Here is an 18,853-nt window from a genome sequence, read left to right as displayed (position 1 = left end):
CGGTAAGATATTTTTCGTCGGAAGATGATAGATTCGATTGCTGTCAATAATTTCTTTGTAAAGGAAGGCATACTTCGAATTGAATAACGAAAAAGTACGATGATGGACTGTAGAGGAGAGAATAAAATGAAGAAATACTTTGTGATGATTATTTTTTTGCCTTTATTGTTTGGTGCCGCATATGCGGATACGGTGCAAATGCCGGACGGTTCTACTTATTCGGGTAATTTACAAAAAGGATTGTTTCATGGACACGCAATTCAAATTTGGGAAAACGGAGATAAATACGAAGGAGAATTCAAGGACGGATTATATAACGGCAAAGGTAAGCTGACAACCCGTTTATACGTATATGAAGGAGATTTCTTAAACGGTATGCAAACCGGAAGAGGAAAAATAATGCTTAGTAATGGAGCGAAATATGAAGGTGAATTTAAAGACGGACTCTATGACGGACACGGTAAGCTTGTTGATGTAGCGGGTAATACCGGTAGCGGCACATTTCAAAACGGTTATTTAAATGGCGAAGGTGTTATGATCTTAAAAAACGGAGATTCCTTCTATGGTCGTTTTGTGAACGGGCTTTTACAAGGCAAGGGCGTATATAAAAATGAAGCAGGCGACTATTACGTCGGGAATTTTAAGGATAATTATTTTGATGGAGAAGGAACGCTTACATTAAGTATAGGGAAGGTATATACGGGCATCTTTTCGAGAGGAAATCTGCCTGAAGAATATTTGAAGAGTAAGAATAAAGCTGTTTTATTACCGGTTCTCATAATATTGTTTTTAATTTCAATTTGTATAAATATATTTTGCATTATGGCACTGTCTAAAAGGAATGAACTATACCAAACTCGCCGGATAAAAGAGTAAAATCGGCCTTGTAAAGCCCGGCCCTTTAGCAAGCTTTTTCCGCTGAAGGGGGTACTATTTATGAATATTTGATTTAGCTTATTATCGGTTTATATTTTTGCTTCAATCAATTCAAAATATTTTGTCGGCGTAAAAATTAACGGTTTATCAATTTTTATATCTTCAAAATTCGGGAAAAAGGATTACGGAAATAACGATGTTTGTATCAACACAACCCCTCAACGCGCTTTCCTTAGTTCTTTGATATATGCGATAACATCGTCTTCGGTTTGAAAGCCTGCTTTTTTTGCTTCTCCCTGCATTTGAGCTTGAGCGTGTGACAAGGTTATTTGAGAAGCATTTGTAATATACATTTTTCCTTTTTTTTCTTCAAAAAAGATTTTATCACCGGTTTTTAATTGAAGCAGAGTTCTTAAAAAATGCTATATTGAGACGTATGCGGGCTTTCCTTGACAAAAAAATCAAAATAACTTAGCATAACGCCGTTATGGAAAAAGCGCTTGGGGCTGCAAAAGCTCTTTCCCGAAAAAATGGCGATAACGGAAGAGGAAGCTCATCGAAAGAGCGTATATTAAAATATGCCGCTAAAGAATTCTTAAAAAAAGGCTGGGAAAAAAGCAATATACGCGATATTGCAAAAAAGGCGGGAGTCACTACCGGCTCCGTGTATTTCCATTTTAAAAATAAAGCGGCCCTCTTTGACGCCTTGGTAAAAGATACGTACTTTGAACTGCTGCAAAAACAAAAACTGATGTATAAGCGGCATTTTGCAATTCCCTTTGCCGAAACGGAAAAACGCAGGGCTTTCCGTTTGGAAGAGCGTAAGGCAATGCTTGAGTACGTCTACCGGCACTTTGACGCGATGAGGCTGCTTCTGTGCGCAGCCAAAGGCACCGAATACGAGCACTTATTCGATAAAATGATGGATACCCTTAAAAAAGCGGATATCTATGCTTACAGTGAATCTCCGGTTATGCAGCGCCTTCCCTATATCGATGTTGAACTTTTTATTACTATCGATAAAACATTTTGGGAATGTCTATTTACAACGATACGGCGCAATCTTCCGTATGAAAAGGCCCGGCGTTATGTTTTGATTCTTGACGATTTTTATGAAGCCGGCTGGAAAAAGATTTTTTTGGATCCGGCTCCCTCATACAGACCGTAAAAACGCCTTATAAGCCGCACCCCTTCTCTTGACAAAATAATTATAAATTACTAACATAACTTTGTTATGTTAGTATATACTAAATAATTGTTGTTGAATGTTTTGACGGTTCAAATCGTAAAAAAAAATCGCGGCATCTTCACGGGCCGATTTTAGGAGCACACAATGAATAAAACCGAAGAAAAGAAAACGCCTAAAAAGGAAAAGCAGGCAGGAGTTGTAAGCCGTATTTTAGCCTATGCGGGAAAACACAAGCCCTTTATCTATTTGTCGCTTTTTTTGTCGGGTTTAAGCACGCTTGCAATGCTGGTTCCGTATGCGGTTGTGTTTTATGTTATGCGGGATATTATTTCGGCATATACGGCGGGAACTACTGTTAATGTGGGGCAAATGCTTATCTACGGGCTTACCGCTCTTATTGCGGCAGCAGCGGGATTCCTCCTCTATTTTGGTGCACTTATGTGTTCGCATCTTACCGCCTTTAACCTAATGGGGAATTTAAATATGCGCTTAACGGATACCTTTGCACGTCTTCCTGTCGGCTGGCATACAACACATGCAAGCGGTTCGGTACGCAAGGTTTTTGAAAAAAACGTTTATTCGCTTGAAGCTCTTATCGCTCACATGCTTCCCGATGTTGTACAAAATGCGGTAACGCCCATTGCAGTTTTGTTTTTGATGTTCTTTTTTGATTGGCGCTTCGGGCTTATTTCGTTTTTGCCGCTTGTTATTGCCTTTATATTGCAAGGGGTAATGATGGCAAAGGGGCAAAAAATGGGCTTTATGGAAAATTACGAAAATGCCTTAGAAAAAATGAACAGTGCAGGAACCGAATATATCCGCGGCATTTCGGTAGTAAAAACCTTTAATCAATCGGTACACCGTTTTAAGGATTTTTATACTTCAATTATAAACTACCGCGATTACGTTTTAAAATATTCGATGAGCTGGGAAAACGGTTATTCTATTTTTCTTTCCCTTTTAAAAGCGGGCTTTGTGTTTTTGGTACCGGCTGCCATTATTTTTGCAGGTACGGTAATACAAGGTGAAGGCTATGCAAAGTTTTTATACGGCTTTATTTTCTATCTTTCACTTTCGCCTGTTATGCTCAATATGATGATAAAAATCATGTACGGCTCCAGTTTGAATATGCAAGGCGGCGATGCCCTAAACCGTATTGAAGCTATTTTAAATGAAAAAGCCGCTCCGGAGCCTGAAAAGTCCGTTATGCCGCAAAGGTTCGACATTGCTTTTAAAGATGTTGTGTTCTCTTATAAAGAAAATGCCGAAAGCACGGTGCAAGGCTCAAAGGGCGAGGATACGGAAGAAAAAACCGCAAATACGGCGGCGGACTCAAAGGGAAGCGGCGGAAAGGCGGAACAGGAGCGGGCAGACGGTCAATCGGAAAAAGCCTGCATCTCATTCAAAAAAGCGATTGACGATATATCGCTTAACCTTCCCGAACATACGCTTACCGCCCTTGTAGGGCCTTCGGGCGGAGGAAAGACAACGTTAGTCAATTTGCTCGGACGCTTTTGGGAGCTAGATTCGGGGGAAATTACCATCGGCGGCGTGAACATTAAGAATATCAAAACTGATGACCTTATGCACCTTATCAGCTTTGTGTTTCAGGAAAATAAACTTTTTAACGAAAGCATTTTTGAAAATATCCGCTACGGCAAAAAAGACGCAACGCGTGAAGAAGTGCTTGCAGTGCTTGAAAAGGCTGAGTGCATGGACATTATCGAAAAACTTCCAAATGGCATAGACACTGTGTACGGCACCAAGGGGACGTATGTTTCAGGCGGAGAAGCTCAGCGGCTTGCCGTTGCCCGCGCCCTTTTACAGGACGCTCCCATTGTCGTGCTTGATGAAGCTACCAGTTTTGCCGATGCGGAAAACGAGCATAAAATCAAAAAGACGTTCAGTCAGCTCCTTAAAAACAAAACCGTCATTATGATTGCCCATCGCCTTTCTTCTATTGTGAATGCGGACAAAATCTGCGTTATCAATAACGGTAAAATTGAAGAAGCCGGCACCCATGCGGAGCTTTCGGCAAAGGGAGGCCTCTACAGCAAGATGTGGAACAACTTCCAATCGGGTATCAGCTGGAAACTGGCAGCTAATGCTTAACTTGTGAATTAGGAATGAGATAGCTATGAAAACCGAAAATGATTTTTTGAGAGAAGTGCTGGAAATGCCGTACTATTCGCCGGTGCCTAAGATTATTATGAATGCGCTGCGGCTCGGCATTTTTGATGAGTTGAAAACGCCGCAGGAAAGCGGGCGACTGGCGGAGAAAAAAGGCTGGAACAGGGAAAATACCGAAATTTTTTTACAGACGCTTTTTTCTTTGGAGTACCTGACAAAAGACGGGAACCGGTACCGCAATTTTGAATATACGGATAAGTATCTTGTAAAAGAAAGCGGTGATTATGCGGGAGCCGTACTTGAGTATTTCGGTACGGATATGGGCGGCTCCTTTCCGGAAGATATAACACCGCTTTTGCAAAAAGAGCCGCAGGCACAGGATGAAGCAGGTGTAAAGGACAGCGGATTCGATTTTGCCGCAATGGGAAACCTTATGCGCGCCGTTCAGTCCGGCTATAGTGCAAAACATATAAAAGCCGCCTTAGGCGAAATTGAAGGCGTGCGGAACGCAAAAAAGGTACTTGATTTAGGCTGCGGTGCGGGGCTCTATATGCTGAATCTTGCAAAGGAACATCCCGATATGAACCTTGTTCTATACGATATGCCTGATATGCGTCCTATTATCGAAAAGTCAATAGAGCTTACCCGTATGCAAAAACAGACTTCGATTATGTGCGGGGATTTTACAAAAGAAGAAATCGGGGCGGGTTACGATGTCATTTTTTCTTCAAACTCCGTGTATGCGGCTAAGGGGTGCATCGATGAGTTTATGAAAAAAATATACAAGGCATTAAATCCCGGCGGACTTTTTATTTGCATATCCGACGGTATCGAAAAAGACTACAGCGCACCGTGGACTATGGTACTTTCGTGGATGCCGCAGCGCATGAAGGGTATTGATATGGAGATGATAAAAGACGCCGTACGCGAAGCAGGCATCAAAGCGGGCTTTGCCGCCGTTTGCAAAAAAACGCTTATAACTTCAGGCGGACACCTTGATCTTGATATGGACGTATTGAGAAAAGAGAAGGGATAATTGGGACTTCGTAATGCGTAATTAGTTAATTCCTGATTAAGAATTATTACAGGAGGTTTTATGTTAAAAAAATATTTTGCACTGTCGGACAAAGGGGCAGGAGACTTAAATAAGGCAGTATTAATTGCAACCTTAGGGAACTTGTTTTTGATTGTGCCGCTCGGTCTTTCATTTTATGTGCTTGAAGAGCTTTTAAAGCCTTTGGAGGGCGGTACGTTTTCGGCACTCAATGCGTGGGCGATTACCGGTTTGTGTGTCTTAATCGTTTTTGTTCTTTTTTTGATTGAAAAACTGAAATACCGCAAAACGTTCAATACCTGCTATGAAGAAGCGGCGAACGTGCGTATTTCTCTTGCCGAACATATCCGAAAACTGCCCCTTTCGTATTTCGGAAAAAAAGATTTGTCCGATTTGACGGCAACGCTTTTAAACGATGTTACTACAATAGAACATGCACTTGGACACACAGGGGCAGAATTATTCGGGGCGATAGCTTCAATCATCATATCGGCGGCAATGCTCGCCTTTTTTGACTGGCGTATGACACTTGCCCTTTTTACCTGTGCAGCTTTCGGTTTTTTATTCGTGTACTTGTCGCGTAAAAAGGCACGCCGCTATGCAGTTCGTGTGAACGGAATTCTTTTCGGCATTTACAATTCAATCCAACAGATGCTTGATAACATAAAGGTGCTTAAATCTTCCGACAAAAAAGAAAGCTATGTTCAAAAGGTAAAAGCCGATATTGCATACAGCACAACCGAAGCGGTAAAGGCTGAATTATTTGTCGGCTCTACTATGATAGGCTCCATCATTGTTATCCGCTTTGGCTTTCCTTTGGTTATTGCAATCGGGGCAATTTTGTTTGCACAAGGGACATTGCCGCTTTTTACCTATCTTGTTTTTTTGCTGATTGCAGGAAGAATTTTTGAACCCCTTACCGCCGTTTTTATGCTGCTGGGCGAATTTTTTCATGCACGGACGGCAGTTGAACGCCAGCTGGAAATTATAAACTATCCCAAGCAGAAAGGAAGCGAAACGTTTAATCCCAACGGCTACGACATTCAATACGACAATGTTTCTTTTTCATACAATGATGATGCAAACCGCGACACGGTAAGCAATATCAGCTTTACCGCAAAGCAGGGAGAAATAACCGCCCTTGTCGGGCATTCAGGCTGCGGAAAATCTACGATTGCCCGTCTTGCAGCACGCTTTTGGGATACTTCTTCCGGTACGGTACGTGTTGGCGGGGTTGACGTTTGTACAGTAGAGCCTGAAACGCTTTTAACGGCTTTTTCAATTGTGTTTCAAGATGTCGTGCTTTTTAACGACACGGTGTACAACAATATCCTCGTCGGCAATAAGGACGCAACCAAAGAACAAGTGCTTGCAGCCGCAAAAGCTGCACGCTGCCATGATTTTATCGAAAAACTGCCCGAAGGCTACGATACGGTTATCGGTGAAAACGGCTACACCCTTTCAGGCGGGGAGCGGCAGCGGCTTTCCATTGCCCGCGCACTTTTAAAAGATGCGCCTATTATTTTGCTAGATGAAGCCACGGCAGCCCTCGACCCGGAAAACGAAACGCTTATTCAAGAAGCATTGAGTAAGCTGGTCAAAAATAAAACCGTCATTGTTATTGCTCACCGTTTAAGAACAATAGAACACGCAGATAAAATTGTTGTCCTCAAAGAAGGCAAAATAGAAGAAATAGGTACTCACGAACAATTGATGAAGGGAAGCTCCTCGTACCCCGTGATGTATAGGCTGCAAAAGGAGAGTGAAAGCTGGTCGGCATAATAATTCCTGATTACTAATTAAACATTAGCAATTATACATTAATAATTTTGGAGGTTTGTTGAAGCTGCAGACACAAATGGTGTCTTCCGCTTCAACGGCGAGTTTCGCAGCAAGCGCGAAACATCGCGTATTGTATGCACTTTCTCATTGCATTACGAAAGTGCGTAAAAAATTACATTCGCAATTCTGATTCGCAATCCGCTTTAGCGGATATGTATAATACATTTCCTTGCAGAACAGAGCGGTTAAGCGATGATGAATTGCTCATCTAATTTTTTTGGAGGTTTGTTGAAGCTGCAGACACAAATGGTGTCTTCCGCTTCAACGGCGAGTTTCGCAGCAAGCGCGAAACATCGCGTATTGTATGCACTTTCTCATTGCATTACGAAAGTGCGTAAAAAATTACATTCGCAATTCTGATTCGCAATCCGCTTTAGCGGATATGTATAATACATTTCCTTGCAGAACAGAACTGATAAGTTCTGATGAATTGCTCATCTAATTTTTTTGGAGGTTGTATGAACAACAAATTGGTTTTAAAGGATTTGATAAATATCGGTATTTTCTCCGTGATTTATTTTGTCGGACTTTTTGTCATCGGAACGCCGCTGGGCTTTTTAGTTGTTACCTATTTGGCCTTTCCCTTTACGGTCAGCCTGCTTTTAGGCATTGCGGCGATGTTTTTGCTTGCAAAGGTACAAAAACCCTTCGGCCTCTTTATTTTCGCCGCCATACCCGGCTGTCTTATGACCCTTATGGGACACACCCCCGTCGTTGCCGTACACACGCTCATTGTCGCCGCCCTTGCCGAATTCGTTCGTAAACAAATCGGGTACAACACCGCAAAGGGCGGCATTGCAGGCTATTCGATAATGTCCCTGTGGCTTTGCGGCGCATTTTGGCAAATCTTTATCTTAAAAGAGCAATATTTTGCCCTCACCGAAAAGATGATGGGTACCGCCTATGCCGAAGAACTCACAAACCTTCCGTGGTGGATTATGCCTATTCTCTACGCTACCGCCTTTGCAGGCGGAATCCTCGGCGGACTTTTGGGTAAAAAGATTCTCAAAAAACATTTTGAAAAAGCCGGCTTGGTGTAAAGATTAAAAACGATGTTTTTTCGGGCGTGCCGGGTTGTCAAAAAAGTAACCGACTTTTTGACAACCCGGCCGCGCTTTGCGGGGCTGCCGGCATTTTTTCCGCCGATATGCGTCGTCAAAAATGCTGAGGTATATTTTTTGAAAAAAATATACCTCCCCCCTCCAATCGCTCACGCATAAGATAAAAACGGGAAATTAAAATGAAGAATCAAAATGTAAAAGTCAGTCTTGACCCCAGAACAAAAATCTTTTTGGTTTTGGCAATGGGCGTATCAATCACGATTTTGGTGCCTATATATGTCGAAGTTCTAAGCGCCCTTCTTTTAGCCTTTTTGTTTTTAACAAACGGACAGGTACGTGCGGCTTTAAAGTTGACGCTGTTTTTTTTCTTTCTTGCAGCCCTTACGTATTTACCCGAAAGTCTTCCCGGGGTTACAAGCGTTATCTTACCGGTCGGTTTTATGGTGCGCCGCTTTATGATGCCCATAGTCGCAGGAAAATATCTCATCGATTCAACCCCCGTCGGGCTGATTATGAATGCTCTCGAAAAATTAAAACTGCCGTATTCCCTCGTTATCACCGTTGCCGTTATGTTCCGCTTTTTCCCGACTCTGCAGGAAGAATATGCCAATATAAAAAATGCAATGAAAATGCGCGGTATCGGCTTAAATGCCTTGAACGTTATACGGAAACCCCTGCTTACCCTTGAATACGTCATGGTGCCTCTTTTGTCATCGGCATCCCGTATAGGCGATGAACTTGCGGCGGCAGGACATACAAAGGGGGTCGACGCTCCCGGAAAAAAAGTCCGCTACAAAACCGCCCGTTTTACGCTTGCCGATATTTTTATTTTTCTCTATATCGTTGCGGTGTTCGTCGCTGCGGCCGGAACAAGGATGTACATATGGTAAACTCCGCCGTCGATATTCAAAACCTTTTTTTTACATATGCTTCCGCTTCGGTATCGGGCGGCGAACTTCACGCCTTGGACGGCATATCCCTTAACGTACGGAAGGGCGAATGTATTTTATTCACCGGTATATCGGGCTGCGGAAAAACAAGTCTTTTGCGGGCGATAAACGGCTTGATTCCCAATTACTATGAAGGAAAACTGTCCGGAAAAATCGGGATTTTAAACGAAGACAGTGCGGGAAAACCCATCTACGATATTTCAAAAAAAGTTGCAACGGTTTTTCAAAATCCGAAGTCTCAGTTTTTTAATTTGGATACCACTTCCGAGATACTGTTTTTTCTCGAAAATACGGGAACTCCCTTTGAAAAAATGCAAGAACGATTACGTTTTGTATCGGCCTTTCTCGATATTGAGCGCCTCCTTGACCGCAATATTTTTAACCTCTCCGGCGGTGAAAAACAAATGATAGCGATTGCCTCCGCCCTCGCATCCGATACCGATATTATCGTATTCGACGAGCCGACTTCAAACCTCGATTTATATTATATCGAAAAAATTGCGGGTCTTTTACGTCTTCTAAAAGATGCCGGAAAAACGCTCATCATCAGCGAGCACCGCCTGTATTTTCTCAAAGATATAATCGACCGCGCTTTTTTAATTAAGAACGGAAAAATCGCTCAAGTCTTTAGCCGGACGGAATTTATAAATCTCGGCGAAAAAGAATGTAAAGAACTTTTGCTGCGTCCCCTGAGTACCGAGTTCTTTGTGCCGGAAAAAGCGGATAAAACAAAGACTGAAAACCTCAGTGCCGGAACAGAAAATCAAGGCTCATCTGAAGTTTCCGCGGGAGAACCTCTTTTTTTAGGCATAGAGCATCTTTCATACCGCTTTCCGAAATCAAAAGCCGATTTTTTGGATATTCGTAATGTACGCCTTGATTTCGGTAAAATTATCGCGCTTACGGGAAAAAACGGTCAGGGCAAAAGCACCTTTGCCCAATGTCTTGCCGGTTTGCTCAAGCCGAAACGGGACTGCGTCTTTTACGGCGGTAATAAAATAAGGGCCAAAAAGCGGCTTGAGCTTTCTTACCTTGTTATGCAGGATGTAGGGTATCAGCTTTTTACGGAAAGCGCCGCCGATGAAATCGAATTGGGCAAAAATAAGGAGCGAAGTTCGGAATCTTCGAACACTCTTACCGCCGATGAGATTTTACAAAAAATGAATTTGAGGGAAGTAAAAGAACGTCATCCGTTGAGCTTATCCGGCGGGCAAAAGCAGCGCATTTCGATAGGGGCTGCCGTCGGCTCCGGTGCGAATATCATAATTATGGACGAGCCGACTTCGGGTATGGATTATTTTCACATGAAAGAAACCGCCCGCCTTATCAATTCGATACGTTCGCCGGAAATCCTGATTTTAATTATCAGCCACGATTTTGAATTTTTAAGCCTTGTCGCCGATGAAGTTATTCTTATGAAAGAGGGCAGGCTTGCTTCTCACAAGCCCTTTGATAAAAACGAAGCGCAGCGCCTGTTCCGTCTTTTAAAATCGGAGGCGGACACAAGTTTGAAGCAGCCTGCCAAAAAGACTCTTGTGTGATTTCAGTGCTGCAGCTGCATTTTAGTACTTCGGTACTTGATTTTAGACTGCGGGCGGGGTACACTGTAGTACGATGAAAAGGGCCTTGCTTGTATCCAGTCTTTGCGCGCTTATATTTTATGCGGCAGCTTGTTCTTCCGAAAAGAAAGGAGAGATGCCGATTACGTATTCGCGTATTTTAAATGCACATCGGAAAGGCGGGGTGCCGACGCACCGCTGGTTTTATTTTACGGACGACGGTTTTAAAGAAACCGATGTTCCGCGCAATGCTCCCCCGATACAAAAAAAACCGTGGACCGAGGCAGTCCGCATTACTTCTTCCGTTCTCATAGACGATACGGGCTATTTTTTAGTGAATAAACTCGGATTACTTGTCTGCCCGCCCGCTTCGGGTATGCAGCGGGACGGTATTGCATCAAAGACCGTGCTTGTAAAGGATAGCGATATTTTTTCCGATTTTGCCTGCGGTTCTTTGTTTTGTATTGACGATATTCCGGTTTTTAATTTATACACAAACAGTATTTTTTCTTCAGGACAGGAGAATCTTGCCGAGAAATCTTCGAAAAAATCCGATGCATTTTTAATACGCTATGATACCGAACAACACTGTTTTAATCCCCTGCTGTACAGGGGAGATTTTGATTGGCCCTTACAAGCTGATATTCGCGAACTTTTTTTCATAGACAATCTGTGGTATGTACTTTTAAAAACAGACGAGAATCGGCGTACCGATTTTTATGCCTATTCATTTAAAACAAACGAATCTTTAATATCTTTCGGACAAAGAAATCCGGACCCCGACCGGGAAAAAGACGGGCTGTCTTCGAAAATCGTTTCAGAAAAAATCGAGGTGAATGACTATCGGGAAAAAATCCGTCCCCGTGATGCTTTGCTTATGCCTTCCCGCCTTAAAAATGTGCTTGTGCCCGTTCCGCCCGGGATTCCGTGGTATCTTGAATACAGGGTTGAAGGCGGCCGCTCTCCCGTCCGTTTTGTCCGGCATGAACATGCTCCGGATCCGAGACAAGCCTTTGCGTCCGCTGCAGACTCGTATTCGGCGGTTTTTTTTGAGGACGGAACCGTTTGCTTTGCGGGTACTTTGCCGATGAAGCACGTCATAAACGAAGGAAAGCCCGTAGCCTTTAAACTGCCGCGCCTTTCTGCAGGTTATACCTATTCATGTGCCTTAATCGCCGGTTCCACCTTGTTTGCCGCGTGGGAAGAAACGGCCTTTTTTGAAACGGGAAGAAGCGGTTTTGTTGCCGTAAACCTTGAAGAAGTTTTATATGGAAGTGAGGAATAGCAGTATGAAAAAGATGTATGTGTTATTGATTGTAACCCTTTTATGTGTAAAAACAGGCGCTCTGATATATGCCGAAGAAAATACCGAACAGGAACTTTCCGCTGCAGAGCGCCAAGATAATATGCAGATACCGGTCGACGAATCGGCCATCGATTCCGATGAAGCACTCCCCGATTCCCCTTTGCAAAGGGACGACTCTGCCCTGAAAAAAACTCCGATAGGCCGCCTTGTCTTTACCTTAGGTGCGGCCGGTGTTTTAAATACCGATAAAAACAGTGCTCCTTCTCCCGTTCTTTTTACCGTGGGAGCCGGCGCCCGCTTCCCCTTCTACACAAACAAAACTATGATTTTATCGGTTGCTCCGCACGGTCATTTTTTTGCTTCTTTTTATTTTTGGGATAAAACACGTGAGCTTGTTCTTCCTGCCGAAATTGAACAGAGGATTGCCTACGTTCCCGCAATAATGTTCGATTCTCCCGTCCTCTTTCATTTCCCCGTAAAAAACTCCGTTTTTGCCGCAGGCTTGGGCCCGTCTTTTTTGCTGCGTTTTGCCGCGCGTGCAATCAATGTTGCTTCGTCGGAAGATGCACACATCCGCTTAATGAACAAGTGGTTTTGGCAAAACGGACGCTTTTTCTATCCGGCCCTTCATTTTTCGTGGGATTACATATTTCCGAGCGGTGCTGCTGCCGGAATCGGTCTAAAGGCCTATATTTCTACCGGAGGTCTTGTCGATAACCGCGGCCTTGACCGCAGTATGATTATTCTTTCCGCCCGGCTTACGCCGGGACAAAAAAGGTAAGCATAGCATAAGAGCTTATTTCCCCTGTGTTGTTCGGCTTATTATAAGTTCGGGTTTGACAGCGGTTTCTTTTGACTCGATATTACAATCATCAAGATGTTTTATTAAAAGATTTACCGCACTTTCTCCTAGTTCCGCTCTCTTATTACTCCAGCGGGTCCAATGAGAAAAGCGGCCGGTCCAATCATCTTCTAAGACAGCTGCAAGAATATCTTGTCCGATGATGATACCTTCCTGTTTGCACAAAATTTCAAAATCTTCAATTTGCTTTATTCGGCTTAAAATAACCGCCTTTTTATTTTTTATATCAGTTATAAAATCTTTTTTTAATATACAACTACTATTTACTTTGTATATTTTTATGTGCATATCTTTTTTTGCCGCCGCTATAAGTAAAAACCTTTTTTTATCTTGCGAAGCTTCGCCTAGCGAATCGATGTCTTCAAGGTAAATAAATGAGCGTACATATTTTTTATACATATGTTCAAGAAGCTCGCAGATGACCGTTTCGTAATCAAATGTTATCCAATTGGTTTTTATACCTTCAAATTCACGACGCCCGATAAAAACGATGGGAAAGTGCTGGCGTACAAGAGTTTTGATGCTTTCAGCATCTTTGTGAATTCCGATAACAATTGCTCCATCGGCAAATAAAACTCTGGAGAATTTATCGTCAATTGTAGGACGTCGATTGATTATGAGTAAGTCATAACCGATTTTTTCCGAAGCTTTTTCAACACCGACGAAAAAACCGTAAAATTCATTATTTCCTTCTATGGGGAATTTTTTTTCATACGTAAAAACAGCGATTAAAGATTTTTTGCCGCTTTTCAAAGAACGTGCCATTATATCGGGAAAGTACCCTAGATTATCTGCAACTTGTAAAATTTTTTGCTTTGTTTTTTCACTTACGCGAATACGGTTTTCGGGCGAATTATTTAAAACAGCCGATACGGACGCATAGGATACTCCCGCTTTTTGCGCGACATCTTTAAGGGTTATCTTTTTATATACCGTTTTTTCGTTGATTTTATTACCACCAGACAATCTAATCCACACACGCATTATTTTTGGTCAATAAGCGTCTTAATTCTATAATATCGACTTGATTATAATCTATTTTATTGAAAAAAGCCAGTGATGCAGCGGTTCCTGCCGCTTGTCCGATTGCACCGGCGCTTGGGCTCACCCTTAAGCTTGCGTGTGCCTCAAATTCGCATGAAATATTTCTCCCCGCAGCCAGGAGATTTTTTATTGATGATGATTGTAAACAACGATAGGGTACTCCGTAATAAGTGCCCTCCGTTAAAAATTGATGGTCGGTATGCGTTCCATCCGGAGAATGTATATCTATCGGGTAGCCGCATAAAGAAATCATGTCCGGAAATTTCTTTGCAGATACAATATCAGCCGCCGTTAATGTATATTCTCCTTTTATGCGTCGAGAACTTCGTATACCGATATTCGGGCCTGATTGCATTAATTTGGAATTTGCAAAGCCGGGAATATTTTTCTTTAAAAAATAAAATAAATCCCACATTTGTCGCCTGCCTTCAATTTCGGCTCGGCTTAAAGAAAAAGCCTCAACCGGATTTTCCCCTAGAACTCTGGTCATATTGATAATAACTTCAGTCTCGGTATTTGTTTCAAAAAAAAGAACTATATCCCGATCGAAGTTAAATTCGCCGTTTTTACGCCCTTGTTTCATCAAATCGACAAAACCCGAACATGATAATCTTACAGCTGTTTTTTCAAGGCCCTTTTCCCGTTGTGCTAAAAAAGGAAACAGGTTCACATTACTTTCCATAAGTTCACGGATTTTGTTTATATCTACATTATATAGTTTAAAATTCAAGGTCATGGGTTGGTCTTTGTTGTCATTTGTTCTACCCTGAACATATTCAGCACCGCTTATGTAAGTCAAGTCCGCATCCCCGGTCGCATCTATAAAATAATCGGAAAAAAACTCATATATATTTCCGCAGGAAAAAATCTTTATGGATTCTATTTTAGACTCTTGTTGCGATACTGCCGCATCTATAAGAACAGCATGATAAAGTATTGTAACCCTTGCTTCGGCTGCCATCAATTCCAATTCACGTTTCATGCCTTCGGCATCAAAAGGGGTCACCGAATAGGTATAACCTGTAGAGTCGGGAATATGTCCGACAGAAAGCTCTTTTGTCTTCAGTCTTTGAATAAGCTCATCGGGAATTCCACGAATAACCTGTCGATTTCCTGCATGGAAGGTCATCATGGGACCAGTTCCGCAGGCGGTGAGACTTCCGCCTAAAAAACCCTGTTCTTCAATTAAAAGAACAGAAAGGCCCTCTCTTCCTGCAGCGATGGCAGCCGATGTTCCTGCTATTCCGCCGCCGACAACAATTAAATCAAAGCTGTTTTTTTGATTGCACGTATTATGTCTCATAATCACTACCCCTTCATACCCGAATTAACCATAGCATTTGAAATGCGTGTTTGAAATAGGAAATAGACTAGCAGAATCGGTATAATCGATAATGTTGTTGCGGCTAATTGGAGGTGCCATTGAGGCAAACCGTATGAATCATTGAAGTTTGCAAGTGCAAGTGAAAGGGGAAATTTTTTTAAAGTATTAATAAATACCAAGGGTTCCAAATAGGTATTCCAAATCGATAAAAAAGCAAGAATGGCTGCCGATGCGGTTACCGGTCCCGCATTTGGCAGCATAATATGTGTGAAAATAGAGAAGAGATTTAAACCGTCAACTCTAGCTGCTTCTTCGAGTTCTTTCGGTAACGTAATAAAATATTGACGCATTAAAAAAGTCGAAAAAGCTCCTTGGGAAGCAAAAATAGGGATAAGTATGAGCGGAACAAAGGTGTCAAGCAATCGTAAAGCTTTCATTTGAAAAAACAGTGGAATAATTGTCACTTCTATCGGCATCATTAAAGCTGTAAGTAAAAATATAAATGCCGTATTTCTTCCAGGGAACTTAAGACGCGCAAAACCGTAGCCTGCAAGTGTTGAAATCATAATATTGCCTGCTGTTCCGAGTATGGAAATGAACAAGGTGTTGATATATTGGCGGGCAAAAGGTTGTACTTTAAAAATTTCAATATAATTGGTCCACTGCCATGAGCGGGGCAATAAAGAAGGAATATTCAAAATATCTGATGCAGTGTTCAGTGAATTGACAATCATCCACCAAAAAGGATATATGAATATTATTGAAAGCACCAGTAAAGGAATATAGGAAAGAGGCTTAAGCTTCATAGTAGGATATCCTTTTGCGCAGAGACCACTGTAAAACGGTGAGAAGTAAACCTATAAAAAACAATACAACGGCAATTGCCGAAGCAAAACCTGTTGCAAACATTTTAAATGCTTGGTGATAAATATAATATACCATCACCATTGTCGAACCTTCAGGGCCTCCGTCAGTTAATAACTTTATGGAATCAAATACTCTCATTGATCCGATTATCGTTACAATTGTTACCATTAAGACGGTCGGAATGAGTAAGGGGAGTTTTATTTTCCAAAATAAAGAAAAAGACTGTGCACCGTCGATTTTAGCGGCTTCTATGACATCAATAGGCATATTTTGAATAGCGCCTATAAAAATAAGTACGTTCATTCCCAGATTTTTTAAAACCCGCGTTACGATAACACTGAACATAGCCCATCCCGGCGTCATAAGCCAATTAGGACCATTTATACCGGCTAAAGATAAAAAATAATTAATGGGTCCTGCTGTTCCGCCTTGAAGAAGATATTTCCAAACAATTGACCATGCTACTGCCGATGTTATTACAGGTAAAAAGATTATTGAACGTATCAAGTTAATACCGGCAGCTTTTTGTGCACAAAATAAAGCAACCCATAATGATAAAATTAAGTTAAGCGGAACTACACCTGCAGAAAAAACAAGCGTATTAAAAAAAGCTTTTTGAAAGAGTACATCATTTTTTAATTGCTTAAAATTATTGATGCCTGTGAATACGGATGTACCGAATAAGAGGTTTTTTTCCTCAAATGCGTAGGTAAAAACCGTGATAAGGGGAATGAGTACGAAAAATATAAAACCGATCATTTGGGGTGCTATAAAACACCAGCCTGCAAGGGCTTGCGGGCATCTTCTGTTTTTGGTAAGCATTTTTTATCCTATAGAAAAATTTACGGGTTGCCGGTCCGGTGATATAACAACCCGCGAGGCATTGTTATTTTATATACTTTCTATAAACATTTCCGATCTCTTTCATAATAGTCGAAATATCAGCATCTGTCGACCACAGTTTGTCAAAAAACGTGCGTGATTCAACTGAGATTTGCGGAAACTGAATATGAGAAGGTAAAACCCTTCCTGATTTTAAAGAATCGGCAATAGCCGTTTTCATTAAAGCAGGTTCTACAGCCTTATTTGATGAAAGGAATTCCGAAGAATCAAGGACTGATATTCTGGCCGGGGGCCAAATACCTGCCATACGTGTGACACACTCTTTATTTGTCATATAAGCGACCAATTCAGCTGCTAAAACTGCATTTTTACCTTTTGCAGCTGCGGCTATCGCTGCTTGACCAAGTATGGGAGAGGGGCCTTTAGGACCTTCAGGCATCGGAGCAATTCCCCATTTCCATGACACATCGGCTAGTTTTGAAATACGGGATATTTGTGCAACTGTCATAGCGGCATTACCGGAAAAGAAGTCGCTTTGGTTGCCCGGAGGAACAACGGAACCGTCTTTAAATAGCATATCGTGGAAAAAGCGTACAGCAGCGATTGATTCGGGTGAATCGATTGTAACCTCTCGTTTTTCATTCCATGCATCTCCACCGTAAGAGCGAATGATAGGTAAAAGGTTATGTAACACTCTTGCATCAAAGCCTTGTCCGTCAACGGTTTGAAATCCCCATATATCGGTTGCTTTTTTTATAGCTGCTGCTGATTTTCTAAAGTTATCCCAATTCCATTGCCCCTTTGCAGCAAGTGCCGCCGGTGTAGGAATCTTTGCGGCTTTGAATAAATCTTCATTATAGAGTAAAAAAAACGGTGAACTGGAAAAAGGAACGGCATAAATACTGTTATTTTTAGTCCATAATTCCAATAATTTGGGAGAAAAATCGGATACATTGTATGCTTCTAACTGTTTATTAAGCGGCATAAGAACTTTTGATTCTATAAAAGTCGGAGCTGACGTTTCCAAAATCCAAAAAATATCGGGTGGTGTTGCATCTTGTAATTGCAGTGCCAGTTTCGTTGTATATTCAGCAAAGGGCACCGTTTCAAATACGGGTTCAATGCGGATCCCTTTTTGCATCGCAAATTCTTGTATAAAAGAATTTAACAAGTCAATTTGCTTTTGATTGCTTGTCCACGTAATGATTTTCATACTTACTGACTTTATCGATTCCGCTTTATCATTGCGGCCGGAAGCAAAAAGTATGCCGACGGCTCCCTGTAAAAGAATACACAGTACAATACACAGTTTTCTCATTTTTCACTCCTTTGTTTTAGTCACAGTGATTAAACGTTTAATCACTGTGACTAAATTATCGCACGCTTTAGGGGAATTGTCAAGGATTTTTTTAGACCGAACAATACTTTGAGGAACAACAACCCCTCTTGTCCCGTTCTCATATCCGTGCTAGTATAATGCATTATGGCCAATCAACATGATATTGAAAAAATACGCAGTGCGCAGGCGATACTGAATGAGTTGTTTCCCCTTCTAGACAAGGCGGAAAAACAATTTAAAAGTGCGCGCAACTGGGGCTTTGTCGATGTTTTCGGCGGCGGTTTGATTGTCGATATGATAAAACACTTTAAACTCGGTTCGGTTTCCGAAACGATGAACCGCATTCAAACCTTATTGGAACATCTGCAAAACATTATAAAAGAGATTTCCATCCCGACCGATTACCGTATGAATACGGGAACCTTTTCTGTTATTGCCGATATTGCTTTTGACGGTATTTTTACCGATGTGTATATGCAGTCAAAAATTATATCGAGCTTAAATCAAGTACGTGAACTGCGCACAAAGCTTGAACAGGTACAAAGTCTTTTACAAAAATTTCAGGGTGATAATGTAAAGACTTAATCTTAATCCGGTAAGCCCGCCG

General features: G+C 41.8%; 17 protein-coding genes and 1 pseudogene. 11 read left to right on the top strand and 7 right to left on the bottom strand.

Translation table 11 applies throughout. The features are described from left to right. Positions 1 to 126 precede the first annotated feature (126 nt). Entirely contained in the window at positions 127 to 876 is a 750-nt protein-coding gene (locus V1L52_RS09185) for an MORN repeat-containing protein (protein ID WP_428768990.1), read from the top strand. A gap of 89 nt (positions 877 to 965) precedes the next feature. Here the strand turns inward: V1L52_RS09185 and V1L52_RS09180 are convergent. Together V1L52_RS09180 and V1L52_RS09175 are read right to left on the bottom strand one after the other, a co-directional pair. Continuing rightward, positions 966 to 1,046: pseudogene (locus tag V1L52_RS09180) on the bottom strand (PIN domain nuclease); the annotation flags it as partial. A gap of 48 nt (positions 1,047 to 1,094) precedes the next feature. Beyond that, positions 1,095 to 1,283, bottom strand: coding sequence for an AbrB/MazE/SpoVT family DNA-binding domain-containing protein (locus V1L52_RS09175; protein ID WP_428771822.1), 189 nt, complete (start codon positions 1,281 to 1,283; stop codon positions 1,095 to 1,097). An 80-nt stretch (positions 1,284 to 1,363) separates the two neighbouring features. Here V1L52_RS09175 and V1L52_RS09170 point away from each other — a divergent pair, with 80 nt between their 5' ends. The 9 genes from V1L52_RS09170 (at position 1,364) to V1L52_RS09130 (ending at position 12,748) form a co-directional block, all read left to right on the top strand. Further along, positions 1,364 to 2,044 carry a TetR/AcrR family transcriptional regulator gene (locus V1L52_RS09170; protein ID WP_428768988.1) on the top strand — a complete coding sequence of 227 codons (681 nt, stop codon included), beginning with the start codon at positions 1,364 to 1,366 and terminating at the stop codon, positions 2,042 to 2,044. Positions 2,045 to 2,209: 165 nt separating this feature from the next. Beyond that, entirely contained in the window at positions 2,210 to 4,177 is a 1,968-nt protein-coding gene (locus tag V1L52_RS09165) for an ABC transporter ATP-binding protein (RefSeq protein WP_428768986.1), read from the top strand. Between the two features lie 25 nt (positions 4,178 to 4,202). Beyond that, positions 4,203 to 5,231: a methyltransferase gene (locus V1L52_RS09160; RefSeq protein ID WP_428768985.1), complete on the top strand. Its 1,029-nt coding sequence runs from the start codon at positions 4,203 to 4,205 to the stop codon at positions 5,229 to 5,231. Positions 5,232 to 5,291: 60 nt separating this feature from the next. Then, positions 5,292 to 7,031: an ABC transporter ATP-binding protein gene (locus V1L52_RS09155; RefSeq protein WP_428768983.1), complete on the top strand. Its 1,740-nt coding sequence runs from the start codon at positions 5,292 to 5,294 to the stop codon at positions 7,029 to 7,031. 518 nt (positions 7,032 to 7,549) lie between these two features. Beyond that, positions 7,550 to 8,131 carry an MptD family putative ECF transporter S component gene (locus tag V1L52_RS09150; protein WP_428768981.1) on the top strand — a complete coding sequence of 194 codons (582 nt, stop codon included), beginning with the start codon at positions 7,550 to 7,552 and terminating at the stop codon, positions 8,129 to 8,131. Positions 8,132 to 8,331: 200 nt separating this feature from the next. Beyond that, positions 8,332 to 9,042 (top strand): energy-coupling factor transporter transmembrane component T, encoded by a 711-nt coding sequence (locus tag V1L52_RS09145; protein ID WP_428768979.1) that lies wholly within the window; start codon positions 8,332 to 8,334, stop codon positions 9,040 to 9,042. Further along, positions 9,036 to 10,643 carry an ABC transporter ATP-binding protein gene (locus tag V1L52_RS09140; RefSeq protein WP_428768977.1) on the top strand — a complete coding sequence of 536 codons (1,608 nt, stop codon included), beginning with the start codon at positions 9,036 to 9,038 and terminating at the stop codon, positions 10,641 to 10,643. Before V1L52_RS09145 ends, V1L52_RS09140 begins: the two co-directional genes overlap by 7 nt. Positions 10,644 to 10,716: 73 nt before the next feature. Next, on the top strand, positions 10,717 to 11,946 hold the full coding sequence (locus tag V1L52_RS09135; RefSeq protein ID WP_428768975.1) for a hypothetical protein: 1,230 nt from the start codon (positions 10,717 to 10,719) through the stop codon (positions 11,944 to 11,946). Positions 11,947 to 11,950: 4 nt separating this feature from the next. Further along, on the top strand, positions 11,951 to 12,748 hold the full coding sequence (locus tag V1L52_RS09130; RefSeq protein WP_428768973.1) for a hypothetical protein: 798 nt from the start codon (positions 11,951 to 11,953) through the stop codon (positions 12,746 to 12,748). A gap of 15 nt (positions 12,749 to 12,763) precedes the next feature. Here the strand turns inward: V1L52_RS09130 and V1L52_RS09125 are convergent, their stop codons facing one another. From V1L52_RS09125 to V1L52_RS09105, 5 genes are all read right to left on the bottom strand, one after another. Beyond that, the gene (locus V1L52_RS09125) at positions 12,764 to 13,807 is read right to left on the bottom strand and encodes a LacI family DNA-binding transcriptional regulator (protein WP_428768971.1); all 1,044 of its coding nucleotides are present in this window, start codon (positions 13,805 to 13,807) and stop codon (positions 12,764 to 12,766) included. After that, positions 13,797 to 15,176, bottom strand: a complete 1,380-nt coding sequence (locus tag V1L52_RS09120; RefSeq protein ID WP_428768969.1) for an FAD-dependent oxidoreductase — start codon at positions 15,174 to 15,176, stop codon at positions 13,797 to 13,799. The genes V1L52_RS09125 and V1L52_RS09120 overlap by 11 nt, the downstream gene beginning before the upstream one ends. Before the next feature lie 5 nt (positions 15,177 to 15,181). Continuing rightward, positions 15,182 to 16,003 carry a carbohydrate ABC transporter permease gene (locus V1L52_RS09115; RefSeq protein ID WP_428768967.1) on the bottom strand — a complete coding sequence of 274 codons (822 nt, stop codon included), beginning with the start codon at positions 16,001 to 16,003 and terminating at the stop codon, positions 15,182 to 15,184. Beyond that, positions 15,993 to 16,886 (bottom strand): carbohydrate ABC transporter permease, encoded by an 894-nt coding sequence (locus tag V1L52_RS09110; RefSeq protein WP_428768965.1) that lies wholly within the window; start codon positions 16,884 to 16,886, stop codon positions 15,993 to 15,995. Before V1L52_RS09110 ends, V1L52_RS09115 begins: the two co-directional genes overlap by 11 nt. 64 nt (positions 16,887 to 16,950) lie before the next feature. Then, on the bottom strand, positions 16,951 to 18,225 hold the full coding sequence (locus tag V1L52_RS09105; protein ID WP_428768963.1) for an ABC transporter substrate-binding protein: 1,275 nt from the start codon (positions 18,223 to 18,225) through the stop codon (positions 16,951 to 16,953). Between the two features lie 165 nt (positions 18,226 to 18,390). Here V1L52_RS09105 and V1L52_RS09100 point away from each other — a divergent pair, with 165 nt between their 5' ends. Next, the gene (locus V1L52_RS09100; RefSeq protein WP_428768961.1) at positions 18,391 to 18,831 is read left to right on the top strand and encodes a hypothetical protein; all 441 of its coding nucleotides are present in this window, start codon (positions 18,391 to 18,393) and stop codon (positions 18,829 to 18,831) included. The last annotated feature ends 22 nt before the right edge of the window (positions 18,832 to 18,853 follow it).

Source organism: Treponema sp. HNW, assembly GCF_050320395.1.
Taxonomy (GTDB): Bacteria; Spirochaetota; Spirochaetia; order Treponematales; family Treponemataceae; genus Treponema_C.
This window is presented reverse-complemented; position numbering and strand designations above follow the sequence as displayed.

Excerpts from the sequence above, each read along its gene's own strand:
- V1L52_RS09185 (WP_428768990.1), top strand. The coding sequence starts at position 127 with ATGAAGAAATACTTTGTGATGATTATTTTTTTGCCTTTATTGTTTGGT.
- V1L52_RS09170 (WP_428768988.1), top strand. The coding sequence starts at position 1,364 with ATGGAAAAAGCGCTTGGGGCTGCAAAAGCTCTTTCCCGAAAAAATGGC.
- V1L52_RS09165 (WP_428768986.1), top strand. The coding sequence starts at position 2,210 with ATGAATAAAACCGAAGAAAAGAAAACGCCTAAAAAGGAAAAGCAGGCA.
- V1L52_RS09160 (WP_428768985.1), top strand. The coding sequence starts at position 4,203 with ATGAAAACCGAAAATGATTTTTTGAGAGAAGTGCTGGAAATGCCGTAC.
- V1L52_RS09155 (WP_428768983.1), top strand. The coding sequence starts at position 5,292 with ATGTTAAAAAAATATTTTGCACTGTCGGACAAAGGGGCAGGAGACTTA.
- V1L52_RS09150 (WP_428768981.1), top strand. The coding sequence starts at position 7,550 with ATGAACAACAAATTGGTTTTAAAGGATTTGATAAATATCGGTATTTTC.
- V1L52_RS09145 (WP_428768979.1), top strand. The coding sequence starts at position 8,332 with ATGAAGAATCAAAATGTAAAAGTCAGTCTTGACCCCAGAACAAAAATC.
- V1L52_RS09140 (WP_428768977.1), top strand. The coding sequence starts at position 9,036 with ATGGTAAACTCCGCCGTCGATATTCAAAACCTTTTTTTTACATATGCT.
- V1L52_RS09135 (WP_428768975.1), top strand. The coding sequence starts at position 10,717 with ATGAAAAGGGCCTTGCTTGTATCCAGTCTTTGCGCGCTTATATTTTAT.
- V1L52_RS09130 (WP_428768973.1), top strand. The coding sequence starts at position 11,951 with ATGAAAAAGATGTATGTGTTATTGATTGTAACCCTTTTATGTGTAAAA.
- V1L52_RS09120 (WP_428768969.1), bottom strand. The coding sequence starts at position 15,176 with ATGAGACATAATACGTGCAATCAAAAAAACAGCTTTGATTTAATTGTT.
- V1L52_RS09115 (WP_428768967.1), bottom strand. The coding sequence starts at position 16,003 with ATGAAGCTTAAGCCTCTTTCCTATATTCCTTTACTGGTGCTTTCAATA.
- V1L52_RS09110 (WP_428768965.1), bottom strand. The coding sequence starts at position 16,886 with ATGCTTACCAAAAACAGAAGATGCCCGCAAGCCCTTGCAGGCTGGTGT.
- V1L52_RS09105 (WP_428768963.1), bottom strand. The coding sequence starts at position 18,225 with ATGAGAAAACTGTGTATTGTACTGTGTATTCTTTTACAGGGAGCCGTC.
- V1L52_RS09100 (WP_428768961.1), top strand. The coding sequence starts at position 18,391 with ATGGCCAATCAACATGATATTGAAAAAATACGCAGTGCGCAGGCGATA.